At 64.3% G+C, this 18,145-nt stretch carries 20 protein-coding genes; 15 read left to right on the top strand and 5 right to left on the bottom strand.

Going from position 1 to position 18,145, the window contains the following annotated elements:
- Positions 1–3: 3 nt before the first annotated feature.
- From EJI00_RS23395 to EJI00_RS23385, 3 genes are read left to right on the top strand one after another with little or no spacing between them, the layout of a single operon-like run.
- Positions 4–1,884 carry an AMP-dependent synthetase/ligase gene (locus tag EJI00_RS23395; RefSeq protein ID WP_126749866.1) on the top strand — a complete coding sequence of 627 codons (1,881 nt, stop codon included), beginning with the start codon at positions 4–6 and terminating at the stop codon, positions 1,882–1,884.
- Between the two features lie 32 nt (positions 1,885–1,916).
- A complete protein-coding gene (locus EJI00_RS23390; protein WP_126749865.1) occupies positions 1,917–3,083 on the top strand; it encodes an ABC transporter substrate-binding protein in 1,167 nt (388 codons plus the stop codon).
- Between the two features lie 8 nt (positions 3,084–3,091).
- Positions 3,092–3,553, top strand: coding sequence for an EVE domain-containing protein (locus EJI00_RS23385; RefSeq protein WP_126749864.1), 462 nt, complete (start codon positions 3,092–3,094; stop codon positions 3,551–3,553).
- A 5-nt stretch (positions 3,554–3,558) separates the two neighbouring features.
- Here the strand turns inward: EJI00_RS23385 and EJI00_RS23380 are convergent, their stop codons facing one another.
- Both EJI00_RS23380 and EJI00_RS23375 read right to left on the bottom strand, forming a co-directional pair.
- Positions 3,559–4,212 (bottom strand): MarC family protein, encoded by a 654-nt coding sequence (locus tag EJI00_RS23380; protein ID WP_015867683.1) that lies wholly within the window; start codon positions 4,210–4,212, stop codon positions 3,559–3,561.
- Between the two features lie 2 nt (positions 4,213–4,214).
- The gene (locus EJI00_RS23375) at positions 4,215–4,961 is read right to left on the bottom strand and encodes an SDR family oxidoreductase (protein WP_126749863.1); all 747 of its coding nucleotides are present in this window, start codon (positions 4,959–4,961) and stop codon (positions 4,215–4,217) included.
- Positions 4,962–5,105: 144 nt separating this feature from the next.
- On the opposite strand from EJI00_RS23375, the gene EJI00_RS23370 reads away from it, so the two are divergent.
- Complete coding sequence (locus tag EJI00_RS23370) at positions 5,106–5,705, top strand: 2-hydroxychromene-2-carboxylate isomerase (RefSeq protein WP_126749862.1); 600 nt, start codon at positions 5,106–5,108, stop codon at positions 5,703–5,705.
- A 42-nt stretch (positions 5,706–5,747) separates the two neighbouring features.
- The gene (locus tag EJI00_RS23365) at positions 5,748–6,431 is read left to right on the top strand and encodes a dienelactone hydrolase family protein (protein WP_126749861.1); all 684 of its coding nucleotides are present in this window, start codon (positions 5,748–5,750) and stop codon (positions 6,429–6,431) included.
- Between the two features lie 54 nt (positions 6,432–6,485).
- Here EJI00_RS23365 and EJI00_RS23360 read toward each other — a convergent pair whose 3' ends face one another.
- Positions 6,486–7,394: a LysR family transcriptional regulator gene (locus tag EJI00_RS23360; RefSeq protein WP_126749860.1), complete on the bottom strand. Its 909-nt coding sequence runs from the start codon at positions 7,392–7,394 to the stop codon at positions 6,486–6,488.
- Between the two features lie 224 nt (positions 7,395–7,618).
- On the opposite strand from EJI00_RS23360, the gene EJI00_RS23355 reads away from it, so the two are divergent.
- Positions 7,619–7,987 carry a DUF4148 domain-containing protein gene (locus EJI00_RS23355; protein ID WP_126749859.1) on the top strand — a complete coding sequence of 123 codons (369 nt, stop codon included), beginning with the start codon at positions 7,619–7,621 and terminating at the stop codon, positions 7,985–7,987.
- Positions 7,988–8,083: 96 nt separating this feature from the next.
- Here EJI00_RS23355 and EJI00_RS23350 read toward each other — a convergent pair whose 3' ends face one another.
- Together EJI00_RS23350 and hemB are read right to left on the bottom strand one after the other, a co-directional pair.
- On the bottom strand, positions 8,084–9,244 hold the full coding sequence (locus EJI00_RS23350; RefSeq protein ID WP_126749858.1) for a magnesium transporter CorA family protein: 1,161 nt from the start codon (positions 9,242–9,244) through the stop codon (positions 8,084–8,086).
- Between the two features lie 66 nt (positions 9,245–9,310).
- Positions 9,311–10,300, bottom strand: a complete 990-nt coding sequence (gene hemB, locus EJI00_RS23345) for a porphobilinogen synthase (protein ID WP_126749894.1) — start codon at positions 10,298–10,300, stop codon at positions 9,311–9,313.
- 367 nt (positions 10,301–10,667) lie between these two features.
- Between hemB and EJI00_RS23340 the strand changes: the two genes are divergently transcribed.
- From EJI00_RS23340 to EJI00_RS23300, 9 genes are all read left to right on the top strand, one after another.
- Positions 10,668–11,096: a CopD family protein gene (locus EJI00_RS23340; RefSeq protein ID WP_126749857.1), complete on the top strand. Its 429-nt coding sequence runs from the start codon at positions 10,668–10,670 to the stop codon at positions 11,094–11,096.
- A 14-nt stretch (positions 11,097–11,110) separates the two neighbouring features.
- Entirely contained in the window at positions 11,111–12,226 is a 1,116-nt protein-coding gene (locus tag EJI00_RS23335) for a VanZ family protein (RefSeq protein WP_126749893.1), read from the top strand.
- Between the two features lie 31 nt (positions 12,227–12,257).
- Entirely contained in the window at positions 12,258–12,611 is a 354-nt protein-coding gene (locus EJI00_RS23330) for a (2Fe-2S) ferredoxin domain-containing protein (protein WP_126749856.1), read from the top strand.
- A gap of 72 nt (positions 12,612–12,683) precedes the next feature.
- Entirely contained in the window at positions 12,684–13,316 is a 633-nt protein-coding gene (locus EJI00_RS23325) for an alpha/beta hydrolase (protein ID WP_126749855.1), read from the top strand.
- Between the two features lie 40 nt (positions 13,317–13,356).
- A complete protein-coding gene (locus EJI00_RS23320; RefSeq protein WP_126749854.1) occupies positions 13,357–14,526 on the top strand; it encodes a D-alanyl-D-alanine carboxypeptidase family protein in 1,170 nt (389 codons plus the stop codon).
- A gap of 182 nt (positions 14,527–14,708) precedes the next feature.
- On the top strand, positions 14,709–15,086 hold the full coding sequence (rpsL, locus tag EJI00_RS23315) for a 30S ribosomal protein S12 (protein WP_013543948.1): 378 nt from the start codon (positions 14,709–14,711) through the stop codon (positions 15,084–15,086).
- 152 nt (positions 15,087–15,238) lie between these two features.
- Entirely contained in the window at positions 15,239–15,712 is a 474-nt protein-coding gene (rpsG, locus tag EJI00_RS23310) for a 30S ribosomal protein S7 (RefSeq protein WP_013543947.1), read from the top strand.
- Between the two features lie 96 nt (positions 15,713–15,808).
- Positions 15,809–17,908: an elongation factor G gene (gene fusA / locus EJI00_RS23305; protein ID WP_126749853.1), complete on the top strand. Its 2,100-nt coding sequence runs from the start codon at positions 15,809–15,811 to the stop codon at positions 17,906–17,908.
- A 141-nt stretch (positions 17,909–18,049) separates the two neighbouring features.
- Positions 18,050–18,145: GTP-binding protein (locus EJI00_RS23300; RefSeq protein ID WP_260590808.1), on the top strand; the 96-nt coding region annotated here is incomplete at its 3' end.

Below are 18,145 nucleotides of genomic sequence, written 5' to 3'. Positions count from 1 at the left end.
GGCATGAGCACAACAGCCTTGCGCGCTCCCGCCGGCCTCTGGGACCTGGCGCACCTGCAGCCCAAGCCCGGCATCGTGGTGTCCGGCGAGACCATTCCCGCCGTGTTCTGGAAGGCTGTGGAACTGCGTGCCGACAAGGTGTGGATGCGGCAGAAGGAATTCGGCATCTGGCGCGCCTGGACCTGGCGGCAAACCGCCGAGGCCGTGCGCGAAATTGCGGGTGGGCTGCTGGCGCTGGGCTTTGGCCGGGGTGAATGCGCGTCGATTCTTGCCAACACCGTCATCGAATGGGTGCTGTGCGATGTTGCCGTGCTCAGTTGCGGCGGCGTGTCGAACGGCATCTACCCCACGGACGCGGCTTCGCAGGTGCACTATCTTTGCGAGGACTCCCGCACCACCGTGCTCTTCGTGGAAGATGACGAGCAGCTCGACAAGGCACTCGAGGTGCGTGCGCAATTGCCCATGCTGCGCAAGGTCGTCGTGTTCGACATGGACGGCCTGCGGGACCTCGACGACCCGGGCGTCATCAGCCTCGATGCTTTGCGCATGCTCGGCCGTGAGTACCTGCAGGCCCATCCGCAGGCACTGGAGCAGCGCATTGCCGCCTGTCGACCGGAGGACCTGGCCATCCTCGTCTACACATCGGGCACCACCGGCAAGCCCAAGGGCGCGATGCACAGCCACCGCGGGCTGGTGTACACAATGCGGGGCTACAACTCCCTGCTGGCGCAGGGCGAGGGCGACGAGCGCATGTGCTTCTTGCCGCTGTGCCACATCGCCGAGCGCATGGGGGGCGAATACTTCGCGATGTACACCGGCTCGATTCTCAACTTCGTCGAAAACCCTGAGACGGTGCCCGAGAACGTGCGCGAGATTTCGCCCACCGTGTTCACCGCCGTGCCGCGCGTGTGGGAGAAGTTCTATTCCGGCGTGATGATCGCGCTGAAGGAGGCGAGCCGGCTGCAGCAGGCGGCGTACGGCTGGAGCATTGGCGTGGGCCGGCAGATTGCCGAGCGCGTGCTGCAGGGCCAACCCGTGGGCGCGGGGCTGCGCTTCAAGTTTCGCCTGGCGCGCTGGCTGGCGCTGGACAACGTGCGCAAGCTCATCGGGATTCACCGCGCGCGGTTCCTCGTGACCGGCGCGGCACCCATTTCGCCCGATCTCGTGCGCTGGTACCTGGCGCTGGGCGTGCCCATGCTGGAGGTGTGGGGCATGACGGAATCGTGCGGTGCCTCGACTGGCGTGCCCCCGTCGCGGATCATGCCGGGCTCGATCGGGCCGGCCACCAGCTACAACGAGGTTCGGCTCGACCCGCAGACCGGCGAAATACTCGTGCGCGGCCCCAACGTCTTCATGGGGTACCTCAACCTGCCCGAGAAAACGGCCGAAACCATCGACGCCGACGGCTGGCTGCACACCGGCGACGTGGGAACGGTCGACGCGGGAGGGTATTTCCGCATCACCGACCGCATGAAGGACATCATCATCACGGCAGGGGGGAAGAACATCACGCCGAGCGAGCTGGAGAACGAGCTCAAGTTCAGCCCCTACATCACCGACGCAGTGGTGATCGGCGACAAGAAACCGTACCTCACGGTCATCGTCATGATCGACCAGGAGAACGTCGAGAAGTTTGCGCAGGACCACGATGTGCCGTTCAGCAACTACGAAAGCCTGACGCGTGCGCAAGAGGTGCTGGACCTGATCCAGGGCGAGATCGATCGCGTCAACGCCAAGTTTGCGCGAGTCGAGCAGATCAAGAAGTTCTTCCTGCTCGAGACGCAGCTGAGCGCCGAGGACGAGGAGCTCACGCCCACGATGAAGCTCAAGCGCAAGCTGGTGCAGGCCAAGTACGCCGAGCGCATCGAGGCGATGTATCGCTGATTCCTTTTTCGTCAACCCGAGGAGACAACCCCATGAAGCTCAAGACAGTGACGGCCCTGGCGGTGCTGGGCCTGGCAGCAACGCTCGCATCCGCGCAACAGCAACAGGGCGTGAGCAAGGACGAGATCCGCATCGGCACGATTCAGGACTTGTCGGGGCCGCTCGCGGGCTTTGGCAAGCAGGCGCGCAACGGCATGCAGCTGCGCGTGGACGAGCTCAACGAGCAGGGCAACATCCACGGCCGCAAGCTCAAGCTCTTCGTCGAGGACTCGGGCTACGACCCGAAGAAGGCCGTGCTTGCGGCGCAGAAACTGGTCAACCAGGAAAAGATCTTCATCATGGCCGGCCACATTGGCACGGCGCAGAACATGGCGGCCATGCCGGTGCAGTTCGACAAGAACGTCGTCAACTTCATGCCCATTACCGCCGCGCGCGAAATGTACGACCCGTTGCACCGCCTGAAGTATTCGTTCGCGGCCACCTACTACGACCAGATCCGCCTGGCGCTGCCCAAGATGATCAAGGAGAAGGGCGCGAAGAAGGTCTGCACCATCTACCAGGACGACGAGTTCGGGCTCGAGGTGCAGCGCGGCGCCGAGGCGGGCCTGAAGACCGCCGGCATGGAACTGGCCGAGAAAACCTCGTTCAAGCGCGGCGCCACCGACTTCAGCTCGCAGGTCGCAAGGATGAAGGCCGCCAACTGCGACCTGGTGGTGCTCGGCACCATCATCCGCGAGACCATCGGCACCGTGGGCGAGGCGCGCAAGACCGGCTTCAACCCGACCTTCCTGGGCTCGAGTGCGGCGTATACCGACCTGATCCACAAGCTGGGCGGCAAGGCGATGGACGGCATCTACGCCACCATGACGGTGCAGAATCCCTACACCGACGAGCAGTCGCAGCCGCTGCGCTTCTGGGCCAACAAGTACAAGACCAAGTTCAACGAAGACCCGACGGTGTTCTCGGTGTACGGCTACGTCATCATCGATTCGTTCATCAAGGCGGCGCAAAAGGCCGGCCCGAACCTATCGACCGACAGCTTCATCAAGGCCATGGACAGCATGACCTTCGAGCCCGACATGTTCGGCAGCCCCAAGAGCAGCTACACCGCCACCAAGCGCCTGGGCAACGACCAATCGCGCTTGTCCCAGATCAAGGACGGGAAATGGGTCGTCGTGTCTGACTATGTGACACCATAACGGGCACCATGCCCAATTACTGGTTGATGAAATCCGAGCCCGACGAGGTCTCGATCGACGATGCGCTTGCAGCGCCCAACGCCACGGTGGCTTGGACCGGCGTGCGCAACTATCAGGCACGCAACTTCATGCGCGACGGCATGAAGGTCGGCGACGGCGTGCTGTTCTATCACTCGAGCTGCCCGGAGCCCGGCATCGCGGGCATTGCGCGGGTAGCCTCGGGCATCAAGCCCGACCCGACGCAGTTCGACCCGAAGTCTCCGTACTACGACGCGGCCTCGAAGAAGGAAGACCCGCGTTGGCTGCTGGTTGACGTGCAGGCGGTGCGCAAGACGCGGCTCCTCGCGCTGCCCGAGCTGCGCGCCAAGCCCGAACTGGCCGAGCTGGTCGTGCTGCGCAAGGGCAACCGGCTGTCGATCACGCCGGTCGATCCCGCGCATTGGCGCGTCATCGAGAAGATGCTGGCCTGAGCCGGTCAGCCCACGCGCTGGAGAATGGGAAACAGCTTGCCGAGGCCGTCGGCCATGACCTCGACCGCAAGCGCGGCGAGGATCAGGCCCATGAGCCGCGTCATGATGTTGATGCCGGTCTTGCCGAGCACACGCGCGATCGGCTGTGCAAGCGAAAACGCCAGCGCGGTGGCCAGTGCCACCACCACACCGTAGCCGACCAGCAAGCCGAGCTCCCACAGGTGCTGCGTCTTGTCGGCGTAGATCACCACCGTGGATATGGTGGCCGGCCCGGTGAGCAGCGGAATGGTGAGCGGCACCACCGCGATGGACGCGCCCATGGAGGCCTTTACCTCGGTGGCGCGCAGCTCTTCGACGTTGGTCTTGCTCTCCGCCGGCTTGGCATTGAGCATCGACAGCGAGCTCATGAGCAGCAGCAGGCCGCCGCCCACCTGGAAGCTGGCAATCGAAATGCCGAAGAACGCCAGCAGCTGCAGCCCGATCAGCGCGCTGACCGCAATGACCACGAAGGCGCTGAAGGCCGACATGCGCACCGTGTGCCGCCGCTGCGCATCCGAATACCCCTGCGTGTAGTGGATGAAGAAGGGCACGATGGCCAGCGGGTTGACGATGGCCACCAGCGTGACCAGCGGCTTGATCAGGTCCATCGAGGTGCTCATGGCTACCTTCCTCCCGTGACGTCGAGCAAGGCCATGGTGGTGTAGCTGGCCTCGGCGGACAGCAGCCACAGGATGGCACCGGCAATTTCTTCGGCGCTGCCGGTGCGCTGCATCGGCACGGTGGGTGCGAGTTCGAAGGCGCGGTCGGGCATGCCGCCCGATGCATGGATCTCGGTATCGATCAGGCCTGGGCGCACCGCATTGACGCGGATGCCCTCGGCGGCGACCTCCTTGGCCAGGCCGATGGTGAAGGTGTCGATGGCGCCTTTGCTGGCCGCGTAGTCGACGTACTGGTCGGGTGAGCCCAGCCGCGCGGCACCGCTGGAGATGTTGACAATGGCGCCGCCCGAACCGCCGTGCCGGGTGCTCATGCGCCTGACTGCTTCGCGCGCACAGATGAAACTGCCGATCACGTTGATGCGGAACATGCGCTCCAGGCGCGCCACGCTCATTTGCTCGACGCGCGCCTGCACGTCGACCACGCCGGCGTTGTTGACGAGCGCCGTGAGGCGGCCAAGCTTGGCGTCGACCTTCTCGAACATAGCCAGCACCTGGGCCTCGTCGCCCACGTCGGCCTGCACGGCCATGGCGCTGCCGCCGCCCGCGCGGATGACGCGCACCACCTCGTCGGCGGCGAGCGAGTTGTTCGCGTAGTTGACGGCCACCGCGTAGCCGCGCTGCGCCGCCAGCAGGGCCGTGGCGGCGCCGATGCCGCGGCTGCCGCCCGTGATCAAGAGCACCTGGTCCAAAACCCACCTCCTGCAGAGAAACTGCGTGTCAGTTAAAACCGTTGGCCTGGATTACATCATCGAGGGCCAGCGCATGAGCGTGAGCGCTCGCCGGGCCGCCCCAAGCAAGCTTGCACCGGAGGTGCGAAGCACGGAGGTTATTGAATGCACAAGACGATTGACTATTACTTTGCGCCACAGAGCCCGTGGACCTATCTGGGGCATTCCCGGTTTGCCGCGATCGCCGCGGCCGCCGGCGCCACGGTGCGCGTGCGGCCGATCGACCTGGGCAGCGTGTTCCCGGTTTCGGGCGGGCTGCCGCTGGGCAAGCGCGCGCCGCAGCGCCAGGCGTACCGGCTGGTCGACCTCGCACGCTGTTCGCGCCACCTCGGCCTGCCGCTGAACACAAAGCCGAAGTTCTTTCCGGTGGCCAGCGACGACGCGGCCCGGGTCATCATCGCCGTCGACATGCACGACGGCACCGAGGCGGCCATGCGCATGTGTGCCGCGGTGTTCGCGGCCGTGTGGGTGCAGGAGCGCAACATCGGCGACCCGAAGGTGCTCGATTCGCTGGTCGTCGAATGCGGGCTGTCGCCCAAGCGCGCGGAGCAGTCGCAGAGCCAGGCGGTGCAGGAGCGCTACGAGGCCTACACGCAGGAGGCCATCGACATCCAGGTGTTCGGCGCGCCAAGCTACGTGATCGACGGTGAAATCTTCTGGGGGCAGGACCGCCTCGACTTCGTCGAACGGGCGCTGCGCGCGTAACCCGGCCTTCTTTTTTCAGTTGCCATCAAGGAGCAAGACATCATGGGTCAATTCATCGATCTGAAAGCCAAGGACGGCTTCACCTTCCCCGCCTACGTGGCCGAACCCGCCGGCACGCTGCGCGGCGCAGTGGTGGTGGTGCCGGAGATCTTCGGCGTCAACTCGCACATCCGCTCGGTGGCCGACGGTTATGCGGCGGACGGCTACCTGGCGGTGTCGCCCTCGACCTTTCATCGCGTGAAGCCCGGTGTGGAGCTCGGCTACAGTGACGAGGACATGAAGGCCGGCTTCGAACTGAAGACCGCGGTCGAGGCGCTGCCCGCGCCGGGCGTGCTGCAGGACATCGAGGCCGCTGTGGCTTACGCGGCGAAGGCCGGCAAGGTGGGCATCGTCGGTTTTTGCTGGGGCGGCCTCCTGGTGTGGCGCGCCGCCAGCCTGCTCCCCGGGCTTGCCGCCGCGGCGCCGTACTACGGCGGTGGGATGACCACGCCGGAAGAAACGGCGCGCCAGCCCAAGGTGCCGGTGCTGGCGCATTTCGGCAACCAAGACCACTGGATTCCGCTGGACACCATCGAGGGCTTCAGGAAGGCGCATCCAGAAGTTGAAGTTCATGTCTATGAGTCGGGCCACGGCTTCAACTGCGACCAGCGCGGCTCGTACAACGCCGAGGCCGCCAAGCTGGCGCGTGCGCGCACGCTGGAGTTCTTTGCCAAGCACGTCGGCTGAGAGAGCCCGAGCCCGCTCCGGTCTCAAGCGAAGCCCGGCCCATGCCGGGCTTTCTTATTTTTTCTTTTGCGAGCCGGGCCCCTTGCCGACGCGGGTCTGGAGAAAGTCGAGCAAAGCGCGCAGGGCGGCGCTGTTGTGGCGCCGCTGCAAATACGCGGCCGAGAGCCACATGTCCTGGCGCGCATAGCCTTGCAGCACCGGCACCAGTTCACCGTCGTCGATGTGCGACTGCACGAGGATCGAGGGCAGATAGATCACGCCGAAGCCGCGCATCGCAACCCGGATCAGCGGCGCGCCCTCGGTGCAGTCCATGCGGCTTTTCACCGGCACGTCCAGCGGCTGGCCACCGTCTTCGAAGCGCCAGACCGGCTGGGCGCCCAGCCGCGAGTGCGTGAGCGCGTCATGTCCGGCAAGCTCGCTCGGGTGATCGGGCTTGCCATGCTTCTTCCAGTACACGGGCGAGGCGCAGACGACCATTTCCATGAGCATCAGCTTGCGGACGATCAAGTTGTCGTCGGTGACCGGGCCGCTGCGGATGTCGACATCGATGCCTTCCTCGGCGAGATCGACCGCGCGGTTGGTCAGCTGCAGGCTGATGCTCACATCCGGGTAGTAGCGCATGAAGTCGGCCAGCAGGCCCGGAAATTCGCCGTTGCCCATGCCGTGCGGCGCCGAAATGCGCAGTCGGCCGCTGGGCTGCGTGGCGCGCTCCTGCAGTTCGGCCTGCGTGAGCTCCACCATTTCGAGCACCGGGGTGCTGCGCTCCAGCAGCAGTTGCCCGGCATCGGTGAGGCTTACGGAACGCGTGGACCGGTTGAGAAGGCGCACGCCGAAACGTGTTTCGAGTTCGGCCACATACTTGCTGACAGTGGCTTTCGACATGTCGAGCTTCTTGGCCGCATGCGAAAAGCTGCCGTGCGAAGCAACCTCCCGGAAGGTTCTGATCAGATCGAGACTGTCCATGTCAAAGCGCCTATTCTTTCCGTTCCGGGAACGGCATGCGCCGATTTTCCAGCGAACCCGATGAATCGAGTGCATGCCTTCCGGTTGTCATTGTTTCAATAGAGGAAACACGGTGTCTCTGTTCCACGTGTTTTGCAGCCGCAATTCAGTTGGAAACTCGCCGCACAGGTGAGCAACCAGCGAGCCTGGTGGACGAACCATCCAACGAACACAAGGAACTGAAAATGAAGACCTCGCACATCCTCGCCGCTGCAGCCATCGCCGTGCTGGCCGCCACTGGCGCCCAAGCCGAATCCTACGAAGGCGTGAACACCGCCGTCTCGACCAAGAGCCGTGACGAAGTGAACGCCGAAGCCGTGCGCACCGCATCGGCTCCGAACCAGAACGTGACCCGCGGCTCGCGCGGCCCGGAAACCGTTGCCGTGTCGAAGGACCGCGCACTGGTCGAAGCCGAAGCGATTCGCACCGCCTACGCCCCCGACCAGAACGTGACCGGCGGCTCGCGCGTCAACAGCAAGGTCATCTCGACGATGCCCCACCCCATGGACGCACGCGTTCAAGCCCAGCAAGGCTCGGGCGCTGTCGCCAAGTAAGCCAGGCGAATTTGCGGCCCTTGCGGCCAGCAATTAAAAAAGGCCACGCAACTGCGTGGCCTTTTTGCTTTGGAGAACAGGTAGCGCCCGCGCTGCTCAACGCGTACGCGCAAGGTAGCGCTTGCGCCAGAACACCACGACCAGCACCAGCGCAATGACCAGCATCGCGCCCATCGCAATCCAGAACCCGTCCGCCTTGTGCACCAGCGGAATGAATTCGAAGTTCATGCCGAAGATGCCGGCGATGAGATTGAGCGGCAGGAAAATGGCCGTCAGCGCGGTGAGCACCCGCATGATGTCGTTGGCGCGGTGCCCCTGAACGCTGAAGTGCATCTGCACCGCGGTTTCGGCGTTCTGCTCCAGCCGGTGGACGTGGTGCACCACGCGTTCGATGTGTTCGAGCACGTCGCGGCTGCGCACCATGATCAGCTCCTGCTCGCGCTGCTCCGCCTCGTTCTTCGGCGATGGCAGCGTCTCCAGCGAATCGATCCAGTCCTGGATGGCGGCGCGCTGGTCCTCGCAGATTTCGTCCAGGTGGTGCAGCGACTGCCGGGCTTCCATCAGCGCGCCCCAGTTGGTAAAGCGGCTGCGCGGGTCGATCAGCTCGGTTTGCCAATGGTCGAGCTGGCGCGTGAGCTCGCGGCGCATGTCCAGGTAGCCGTCGACGATCTGGTTGATGACGCGCAGCATCAGGTCGGCGGTGCCGGTGGGCACGCGCGCCGAAGTGGCCCGCACGTCGAGCGCCGGGGCGCCCTTGTCGTCCGGCGATCCCGCGGCCAGCAGGCGGGCGGCAAAGGCGTCGCGCACCGCGCCGTCCTCCGGGTGCACCGACAGCAGCACGCGGTCGAACAGCGCAAACCCCACCGGCCGGGTGTCGATCCGGCGCAGCACCGGCGGACCGCGGCGCGACGGCGTGGGAAGGGGCGGCTCGCCGCCCGAGGTGCCCTTGCCGTCGCCCAGCGCCGCCTGGCCCGGCCCGGCCGAAAGGCGCCGGAACACCAGCACGTCGTATTGGGAGGTGTAGTCGTAATGCGAAGGCAACTGGTCGTTGAGCAGGTCGGCCACGTGCAGGTCGACCAACTGCGTGAGGCAGAGTGACTGCAGGATCTGCTGGACTTCGGCCAGCGACGCGCGAAACTCGTCCCGTGTGAGAGAAATCCAGAGATAGCCCTGTGCAGCGCAGGCGCCCGGCACCGTGAGCGGTGCCAGCGCCGGATGCTCGCTCACCTGGGAGCGGTTGATTTCGAAGATGCGCATGGGCCCGCCCTGTTGCTCTCTTTTTGGAATACCGATCGGCCCGCGCTGCGGGCGCAAGGGTGCGAGCTATTGTTTTTGTAGCAAGCGCGCGGCGTCAAGTGCAAAGTAGGTGAGCACGCCATCGGCGCCCGCGCGCTTGAAGGCGAGCAGGCTTTCGAGCACGACCGCGTCGTGGTCGAGCCAGCCGTTCTGTGCGGCGGCCTTGAGCATCGCGTATTCGCCGCTCACCTGATAGGCGAAGGTGGGCACGTGGAACTCGTCCTTCACGCGGCGCACGATGTCCAGGTACGGCATGCCGGGCTTCACCATCACCATGTCGGCGCCTTCGGCGATGTCGAGTGCCACCTCGCGCAACGCCTCGTCGCTGTTGCCCGGGTCCATCTGGTAGACCTTCTTGTTGCTCTTGCCGAGCGTGGCGGCCGAGCCCACGGCGTCGCGGAACGGGCCATAGAAGGCGCTGGCGTACTTGGCGCTGTAGGCCATGATCCGGGTGTGAACGTCGCCGCGGGCCTCCAGCGCGGTACGGATGGCGCCGATGCGCCCGTCCATCATGTCGCTGGGCGCCACGATGTCGACGCCCGCCTGTGACTGTGTGAGCGCCTGCTTCGACAGAACTTCAACGGTGGCGTCATTGATGATGTAGCCGGTGTCATCGAGCAGGCCGTCCTGCCCGTGGCTGGTGTAGGGGTCGAGCGCCACGTCGGTCATCACGCCAAGCTCCGGAAAGCGCGCCTTGAGCGCGGCGACCACGCGCGGAATGAGCCCGTCGGGGTTGAACGCCTCGTCGCCGCCGGGCGTCTTGAGACCCGCATCGATCACCGGAAAAAGCGCCATCACCGGAATGCCGGCCGCCACGCACTGCTCCGCCACGGGCAGCAGCAGATCGAGGCTCAGGCGCTCCACGCCCGGCATCGAAGACACGGCCTCGCGCTTTTTTTCACCTTCCTGTACGAACACGGGGTAGATGAGGTCGTGCGCCGTCAACGCATGCTCCCTGACCAGGTTGCGGGTGAAAGTATCGCGGCGCAAGCGGCGGGGCCGGCCGGCCGGGTACATGGCGTAGGAGGGGGAAGGGCGCGTCATAAGCCGAAAATTGTGCCTGATGCGTGAAACTCCGGCAGGGCGTGGTTGCGGCAGTTGTCTGATAACACGACAAATTAGTAGCTCGAAGGTTCTCTTTTTTCTGTAAAAATGTCAAAGAAAGTGGCTGAGTCGCTTGAAACCTTGTTTCGTCTTTGTTAAATTCTGAAGCGGGCGGCTTGCCGCTCCCCGCTTTTCCTCCCTGAGCGGGTGCCTTGATGTGTGACAGCAAAAGGGCTTCCCAGCCCGGCGTGAAGACGTCGGGCTTTTTTTTGCCTGTCGTTGGCATCGGGTCGGGAGGCCAAGGCCGGTGCATGGCGCAGTCGGCCACTAAACTGCCTCCATGCTCTGGGTCAAATCTCTTCACATCGTCTTCATTGCCAGCTGGTTCGCGGGGCTGTTCTACCTTCCGCGGATCTTCGTCAACCTGGCGATGGTGCCGCCAGAGTCCGTCGCAGAGCGTGAGCGCCTGCTGCTGATGGCGCGCAAGCTGTTGCGCTTCACCACTTTCCTGGCCGTGCCGGCCCTGGGCTTCGGTTTGTGGCTCTGGCTGGGCTATGGCATCGGGCGGGGCCCCGGCAACGGCTGGATGCATGCCAAGCTGGCGCTGGTGCTGGTAGCCATCGGCTATCACCATGGCTGCGCGGTGCTGCTGCGGCGTTTCATCGCGGGCGGCAACCGGCGCAACGACCGCTGGTATCGCTGGTTCAATGAACTGCCCGTCCTGCTGCTGCTCGGCATCGTGGTGCTGGTGGTGGTCAAGCCGTTCTGAGCCCGGTGTCCACGGTGGAGAAGCAGCACAAGTCCGCCGCGCTGCCTCTTGCGCTCGCCTATGCGGCGCTGATCGTCTATGCCAGCCTGTATCCGTTTGCCGACTGGCGCGACCAGGGCATTGCGCCCTGGGCGTATCTGTCGGCCTCATGGCCCAAATACTGGACCGGCTTCGATTTCGCGGTCAATGTCGCCGGCTACGTTCCGTTCGGCTTTCTGTGCGCGCTGGCCGTGCTGCGTACGCGGCAGGACGCCAGCGGCTGGCGCGCCATGCTGCGCGCCACCGCGGCCGGCGCGGCGCTGGCCTTTGCGATGGAGACGCTGCAAAGCTACCTTCCGGCGCGCATTCCTTCCAATGTGGACCTGGGCCTGAACACCTCCGGCGCGCTTCTGGGCGCCATGCTGGCCGCGGGGCTCGAGCGCCTGGGGGCGGTGGCGCACTGGAGCCGTACGCGCTCCCAGTGGTTCGTCGACGATGCGCGCGGCGCACTGGTGCTGCTGGCGCTGTGGCCGTTCGCGCTGCTGTTTCCGGCGGCGGTGACGTTCGGCCTCGGCCAGGTGTTCGAGCGGTTGGAGGTCGCCATCTCCGAGTGGCTGCTCGACACGCCTTTCATCGACTGGATGCCGCTGCGCCAGTTCGAACTCGAGCCGCTGGTGCCTGCGGCCGAACTGCTGTGCGTGATGCTCGGCGCACTGGTGCCGTGCCTGCTGGCTTTCCTGGTGACGCGCACGGTCGCACGGCGCGCCGTGCTGCTGCCGCTCACGCTGCTGGCGGGCATGGGCGCGTCGGCGCTGTCGGCGGCGCTGAGCTATGGGCCCGAGCACGCCTGGGCCTGGCTGGGCCTGCCGGTGCAGGTGGGCATTGCGACGGCTCTTGTCGCAGGCGTGCTGTTGCTGGGCGCGCCGCGCCGGCTGTGCGCGGCGTTGCTGCTGGTGGGGCTTGTCATTCAACTGAGCCTGTTGAACCAGGCGCCCGAGAGCGCGTATTTCGCGCAGACGCTGGCCACCTGGGAGCAGGGGCGCTTCATCCGCTTTCACGGCCTGGCGCAGTGGCTGGGTTGGCTCTGGCCTTTTGCGGTGCTTGCCTATGTGGTGGCCGCGCTGTCTCGGCGAAGCAAGGCCGCAACCTGACGCTGCCGGCGGGCGTCACTAAAATCTACCGATGCCCAGTTCCACCTCTGCCGCGCCGCGCGGCTACTACGGCCGCCACATCTTCTTTTGCCTGAACGAGCGCAAGAACGGGGAAGACAGCTGCGCCCTGCACAACGCCCAGCAGGGCTTCGACCGCTGCAAGGCCAAGGTCAAGGAAGCGGGGCTGGCCGGGCCGGGCAAGGTGCGGGTCAACAAGGCGGGTTGCCTTGACCGTTGCGCCGGTGGGCCGGTGGCGGTGGTTTACCCCGAAGCAGTCTGGTACACCTTTGTCGATACCGACGACATCGATGAAATCGTCGAATCGCATCTGAAGAATGGCGAAGTCGTCGAGCGGCTCTTGCTGCCTCCCGATGTGGGCCGCTGAACTTTCTCGAAAATTCCGCGCTCGTACCGTGCGCCCAGCGCGCCGCAGCCGCGCAGTCCTGATCCTTGCACCATGAACTCCCAGACCGAAAAAATCCGTCTCCAAGGCGCCGCCGGCATCATCGAGGTCCAGCGCGATCTGCCGGCCGACGCTCCGCGCGGCATTGCGGTCATCGCCCATCCCCATCCGCTGTTCGGCGGCACCATGGACAACAAGGTGGTGCAGACCCTGGCGCGTGCTTTCGTCGCCTGCGGCTGGACGGCGGTGCGCTTCAACTTCCGAGGCGTGGGCGCGAGCGAAGGTGCGCACGACGAAGGCCGCGGCGAGTGCGAGGACATGCTGGGCGTGGTGAGCCAGCTGGCCGCCGAGGGGCCGTTGGCCATTGCAGGCTTTTCGTTCGGCGCTTTCGTTGCAAGCTGCGCGGCCGAAAAGCTCTGGGCTTCGCGCGACGTGCGGCAACTCGTGCTGGTGGGAACGGCTGCTTCCCGGTTCTCGGTAGCCACGCTTCCGGCCGAGGCGCACGAGCGCACATTGGTGGTTCACGGCGAGGCCGATGACACGGTGCCGCTCGCGGCTGTCATGGACTGGGCGCGGCCGCAGTCACTTCCTGTCACGGTTGTCCCCGGGGGCGGCCATTTCTTTCACGGACAATTGCCGCTGCTCAAAAGCTTGGTCGTCCGCCATCTGCGCGCGGGCGCCGCATGAAAGCCCTGCGGGCTTGTTTTCGTTTTCTCCAATTTTTCCCATGAATCGTTTTCTTGACGCATTTCGCGCGCTGGTGCTCGCCGCCGCCGCATCGGTTTGCATGATTGCCGCTGCCCAGGTGCCGGCGCCGCCGGAAATTGCCGCGCGCAGCTACCTGCTGCTCGATGTCACCGCCAACCAGATCCTCGCGCAGAAGGACATTGACAGCCCCGTCGAGCCGGCCTCGCTCACCAAGCTGATGTCGGCCTACATCGTGTTCGACGCGCTGCGCGCCAAGAAGATCACGCTGAACCAGACCTTTCCGGTCAGCCAGCGCGCCTGGAAGATGCCCGGTTCGCGCATGTTCATCGATCCCAAGATGCAGGTGCCGGTCGAAGACCTGATCAAGGGACTGATCGTGCAGTCGGGCAACGACGCTACCGTGGCGCTGGCCGAAGGCGTGGGCGGCACCGTGGAACACTTCGTCGAGCTCATGAACGCCCAGGCCAAGGCGCTGGGCATGAAGAACACCACCTACAAGAACCCCGAAGGCCTGACCGCGCCCGGCCACACCACCACGGCCCGTGACCTGAGCATTCTCGCGACGCGCCTGGTGCGCGACTTCCCGGAAGAAGCCAAGTACTACGCCATCAAGAAGTACCGCTACCCGGGCACGCCCTCCACCAACGACACCAACCGCAACCTGTTGCTGTTTCGCGACCCGACCGTGGACGGCCTGAAGACCGGCCATACGGACGCAGCCGGCTATTGCATGATTGCCACCGCCAAGCGCGATTTCCCCAATCTGACCGGGGGGCGCCGCCTGCTGTCGATCGTGCTGGGCACCTCGGGCGAGACCGTGCGTGCCAACGAGTCGCAGAAGCTGCTGAACTGGGGCTACACCGCCTACGACGCCGTTCGCCTGTTCGACGCCGGCCAGCCGGTCGCCACGCCGGCGGTCTGGAAGGGCAAGGCCAACACGCTCAAGCTTGGCCGGCCTGAAGCCATCGTGGTTGCGGTACCGGCCGGTACCGCCAGCAAGATCAAGACCCAGGTGGCGCGCCCCGAACCGCTGGTGGCGCCGTTCACCAAGTTCCAGCCCGTGGGTTCGCTCAAGGTGACCCTGGACGACCAGCCCCTGGCCGACGTTCCGCTGGTGGCGCTGGAAGGCGTCGAGCAGGCGGGTGTCTTCGGCCGCGCCTGGGACGCCGTGCGGCTCTGGATCAAGTGATTTTGCGCGCCTCCGCGCTCTTCGTTTGCCGGTAACCGAGGCGACTGCTATACTCGTGGGCTTTTCGGAATTTTCCGAAGGGTTTCACGTTTTCGTTATTCCCGGCTTCCTTGCCTTGCGTCACGTCAAGGACAAGGGCGGTTCACAGCCAAAAGCCGGGTTGTTTTGGGACTAATTCATTCATGCCAACCATCAATCAACTGGTGCGTCAGGGTCGAACGGTCGAAAAGATCAATTCGAAGAGCCCTGCGATGCAGAACTCGCCGCAACGCCGCGGTGTCTGCACCCGCGTCTACACCACGACGCCAAAGAAGCCCAATTCGGCGCTTCGTAAAGTTGCCAAGGTCCGTCTGACCAATGGCTTCGAAGTCATTTCCTACATCGGCGGCGAAGGCCACAACCTGCAAGAACACAGCGTCGTGCTGGTTCGCGGCGGTCGTGTCAAGGACTTGCCCGGTGTTCGCTACCACATCGTGCGCGGTTCGCTCGACTTGCAAGGCGTGAAAGACCGCAAGCAGTCGCGCTCCAAGTACGGCGCGAAGCGTCCCAAGAAGGCTTAAGCCTTCCTGTCGTAAGAAACAAACAATGGTGTTCGGTTGCCTTGGCGGGCACATCGAACGAAGTGACCCACTGTCGGGTCGAGTAAGTGAGAGTCCGGAATGGCTCTCGCGGTGCCGGAAACGGTGCCAACTGAAGCAAAGAGGTTAGTAACATGCCACGTCGTCGCGAAGTCCCCAAACGTGAAATCCTGCCGGATCCCAAGTACGGCAATGTCGAGCTGTCGAAATTCATGAACGTGATCATGGAAGGCGGCAAGAAGGCGATCGCCGAGCGCATCATCTATGGCGCGCTCGACTTCATCGAAAAGAAGAACCCCGACAAGGACCCGCTCGAAGCTTTCACCGTTGCCATCAACAACGTGAAGCCGATGGTCGAAGTCAAGTCGCGCCGCGTCGGCGGTGCCAACTACCAGGTGCCGGTCGAAGTGCGTCCGGTGCGCCGCCTGGCGCTCTCGATGCGCTGGATCAAGGAAGCCGCTCGCAAGCGCGGCGAAAAGTCGATGGCCCTGCGTTTGGCCAACGAACTGATGGAAGCCACGGAAGGCCGTGGCGGCGCCATGAAGAAGCGCGACGAAGTGCACCGCATGGCAGAAGCCAACCGCGCTTTCAGCCACTTCCGCTTCTAAAAATCAAACTTCGCTTGGGCGTTGGGTATTGAGTGTCGGGCGACGTCGCCCGTACTCAAGGCCCAGCGCTCAACGCATTTAACCCGAAAGTAAATCATGTCCCGCAAGACCCCCATCGAGCGCTACCGCAACATCGGCATCTCCGCGCACATCGACGCCGGCAAGACCACGACGACCGAGCGCATCCTGTTCTACACCGGTGTGAATCACAAGATCGGTGAAGTGCACGATGGCGCCGCCACGATGGACTGGATGGAGCAAGAGCAAGAGCGTGGCATCACGATCACCTCGGCTGCCACCACCTGCTTCTGGAAGGGCATGGCCGGCAAGTTCGACGAACACCGCATCAACATCATCGATACCCCTGGCCACGTGGACTTCACCATTGAAGTCGAGCGCTCGATGCGCGTGCTGGACGGTGCCGTGATGGTGTATGACGCCGTTGGCGGCGTGCAGCCCCAGTCGGAAACCGTCTGGCGCCAAGCCAACAAGTACAAGGTTCCGCGCCTCGCGTTCGTCAACAAGATGGACCGCACCGGCGCCGACTTCCTGCGCGTGCGCCAGATGATGGTCGACCGCCTGAAGGCCAACCCCGTCGTGATCCAGATCCCGATCGGTGCCGAAGAGCACTTCCAGGGCATCGTCGACCTCGTGAAGATGAAGGCCATCATCTGGGACGAAGACAAGGGCGTGACGTTCCAGTACGGCGAGATCCCCGCCAACCTGACCGACGTCTGCAACGATTACCGCGAAAAGCTCGTCGAGGCGGCTGCCGAAGCCAGCGAAGAGCTGATGAACAAGTACCTCGAAGGCGGCGAGCTGAGCGAGGAAGAAATCAAGAAGGCCATTCGCCAGCGCACCATCGCCGGCGAGATCCAGCCGATGCTGTGCGGCTCGGCCTTCAAGAACAAGGGCGTGCAAGCCATGCTCGACGCCGTCGTCGAGTACATGCCCGCACCGACCGACATTCCCCCCGTCAACGGCCTGGACGAAGACGAAGCGCCTGTCGTTCGCAAGGCTGACGACAACGAGAAGTTCTCGGCTCTGGCATTCAAGCTGATGACCGACCCGTTCGTGGGCCAGTTGACCTTCGTGCGCGTCTATTCGGGCGTGCTGACCAAGGGCGACAGCGTCTACAACCCGGTTCGCGGCAAGAAGGAGCGCATCGGCCGTATCGTGCAGATGCACGCCAACAACCGCGAAGAAGTCAACGAAATCCGCGCCGGCGACATCGCCGCATGCGTGGGCCTGAAGGAAGTCACCACGGGCGAAACCCTGTGCGACCCGTCGGCCATCGTGACGCTCGAGCGCATGGTGTTCCCTGAGTCGGTGATCTCGCAGGCCGTTGAGCCCAAGACCAAGGCCGACCAGGAAAAGATGGGCATCGCCCTGCAGCGTCTCGCTCAGGAAGACCCGTCGTTCCGCGTCAAGACCGACGAAGAATCGGGCCAGACCATCATTGCCGGCATGGGCGAGCTCCACCTCGAAATCATCGTGGACCGCATGAAGCGCGAGTTCGGCGTGGAAGCCAACGTGGGCAAGCCGCAAGTGGCCTACCGCGAAACCATCCGCAAGACCGTGGAAGAAGCCGAAGGCAAGTTCGTTCGCCAGTCGGGCGGCAAGGGCCAGTACGGCCACGTCGTGCTCAAGCTCGAGCCGCAGGAAGCCGGCAAGGGCTTCGAATTCGTCGACGCCATCAAGGGCGGTGTGGTTCCTCGCGAATACATTCCCGCGGTGGAAAAGGGCGTTGTGGAAGCGCTGACGCAAGGTGTGCTGGCGGGCTACCCCGTCGTGGACGTCAAGGTCACGCTGCACTTCGGTTCGTACCACGACGTGGACTCGAACGAAATGGCGTTCAAGATGGCCGCCATCTTCGGTTTCAAGGAAGGCGCCCGCAAGGCCAACCCGGTCATCCTCGAGCCGATGATGGCCGTGGAAGTCGAAACGCCCGAAGACTACGCCGGCAACGTGATGGGCGACCTGTCCTCACGCCGCGGCATGGTGCAGGGCATGGACGACATGGTTGGTGGCGGCAAGGCCATCAAGGCCGAAGTGCCGCTGTCGGAAATGTTCGGCTACTCGACCACGCTGCGCTCGATGTCGCAAGGCCGCGCCACGTACACGATGGAGTTCAAGCACTACGCTGAAGCTCCGCGCAACGTTGCCGAAGCCATCGTGGCTGCTCGCGCTAAGTAAGTTTTCAAGAATGTCGGGTGACGCACGGCGCCGCCCAACTTGTCTGCGATCCGGTGCCGCCCTGTTCCCGTGCGGGGCGAACCAGCAATCGGATGCAGACATAAAACCAATACACGGGAATGCTCTTTCAAGGATTGAAAAATGGCAAAAGGTAAATTCACCCGCACCAAGCCGCACGTGAACGTGGGCACGATCGGTCACGTTGACCACGGCAAGACCACGCTGACGGCTGCGATC

Source organism: Variovorax sp. DXTD-1 (assembly GCF_003984625.1).
In the GTDB taxonomy this organism is placed as follows: Bacteria; Pseudomonadota; Gammaproteobacteria; order Burkholderiales; family Burkholderiaceae_C; genus Variovorax.
The sequence above is the reverse complement of the archived record's forward strand: the minus strand, read 5'-3'. Positions and strand labels throughout refer to the sequence as shown.

Coding starts and splice junctions, on each gene's coding strand:
- EJI00_RS23355 (WP_126749859.1), top strand. CDS start 7,619: ATGAAGACCTCGCACATCCTCGCCGCTGCAGCCATCGCCGTGCTGGCC.
- EJI00_RS23360 (WP_126749860.1), bottom strand. CDS start 7,394: ATGGACAGTCTCGATCTGATCAGAACCTTCCGGGAGGTTGCTTCGCAC.
- EJI00_RS23390 (WP_126749865.1), top strand. CDS start 1,917: ATGAAGCTCAAGACAGTGACGGCCCTGGCGGTGCTGGGCCTGGCAGCA.
- EJI00_RS23320 (WP_126749854.1), top strand. CDS start 13,357: ATGAATCGTTTTCTTGACGCATTTCGCGCGCTGGTGCTCGCCGCCGCC.
- fusA (WP_126749853.1), top strand. CDS start 15,809: ATGTCCCGCAAGACCCCCATCGAGCGCTACCGCAACATCGGCATCTCC.
- EJI00_RS23385 (WP_126749864.1), top strand. CDS start 3,092: ATGCCCAATTACTGGTTGATGAAATCCGAGCCCGACGAGGTCTCGATC.
- rpsG (WP_013543947.1), top strand. CDS start 15,239: ATGCCACGTCGTCGCGAAGTCCCCAAACGTGAAATCCTGCCGGATCCC.
- EJI00_RS23350 (WP_126749858.1), bottom strand. CDS start 9,244: ATGCGCATCTTCGAAATCAACCGCTCCCAGGTGAGCGAGCATCCGGCG.
- EJI00_RS23380 (WP_015867683.1), bottom strand. CDS start 4,212: ATGAGCACCTCGATGGACCTGATCAAGCCGCTGGTCACGCTGGTGGCC.
- EJI00_RS23395 (WP_126749866.1), top strand. CDS start 4: ATGAGCACAACAGCCTTGCGCGCTCCCGCCGGCCTCTGGGACCTGGCG.
- hemB (WP_126749894.1), bottom strand. CDS start 10,300: ATGTACCCGGCCGGCCGGCCCCGCCGCTTGCGCCGCGATACTTTCACC.
- EJI00_RS23330 (WP_126749856.1), top strand. CDS start 12,258: ATGCCCAGTTCCACCTCTGCCGCGCCGCGCGGCTACTACGGCCGCCAC.
- rpsL (WP_013543948.1), top strand. CDS start 14,709: ATGCCAACCATCAATCAACTGGTGCGTCAGGGTCGAACGGTCGAAAAG.
- EJI00_RS23370 (WP_126749862.1), top strand. CDS start 5,106: ATGCACAAGACGATTGACTATTACTTTGCGCCACAGAGCCCGTGGACC.
- EJI00_RS23340 (WP_126749857.1), top strand. CDS start 10,668: ATGCTCTGGGTCAAATCTCTTCACATCGTCTTCATTGCCAGCTGGTTC.
- EJI00_RS23325 (WP_126749855.1), top strand. CDS start 12,684: ATGAACTCCCAGACCGAAAAAATCCGTCTCCAAGGCGCCGCCGGCATC.
- EJI00_RS23365 (WP_126749861.1), top strand. CDS start 5,748: ATGGGTCAATTCATCGATCTGAAAGCCAAGGACGGCTTCACCTTCCCC.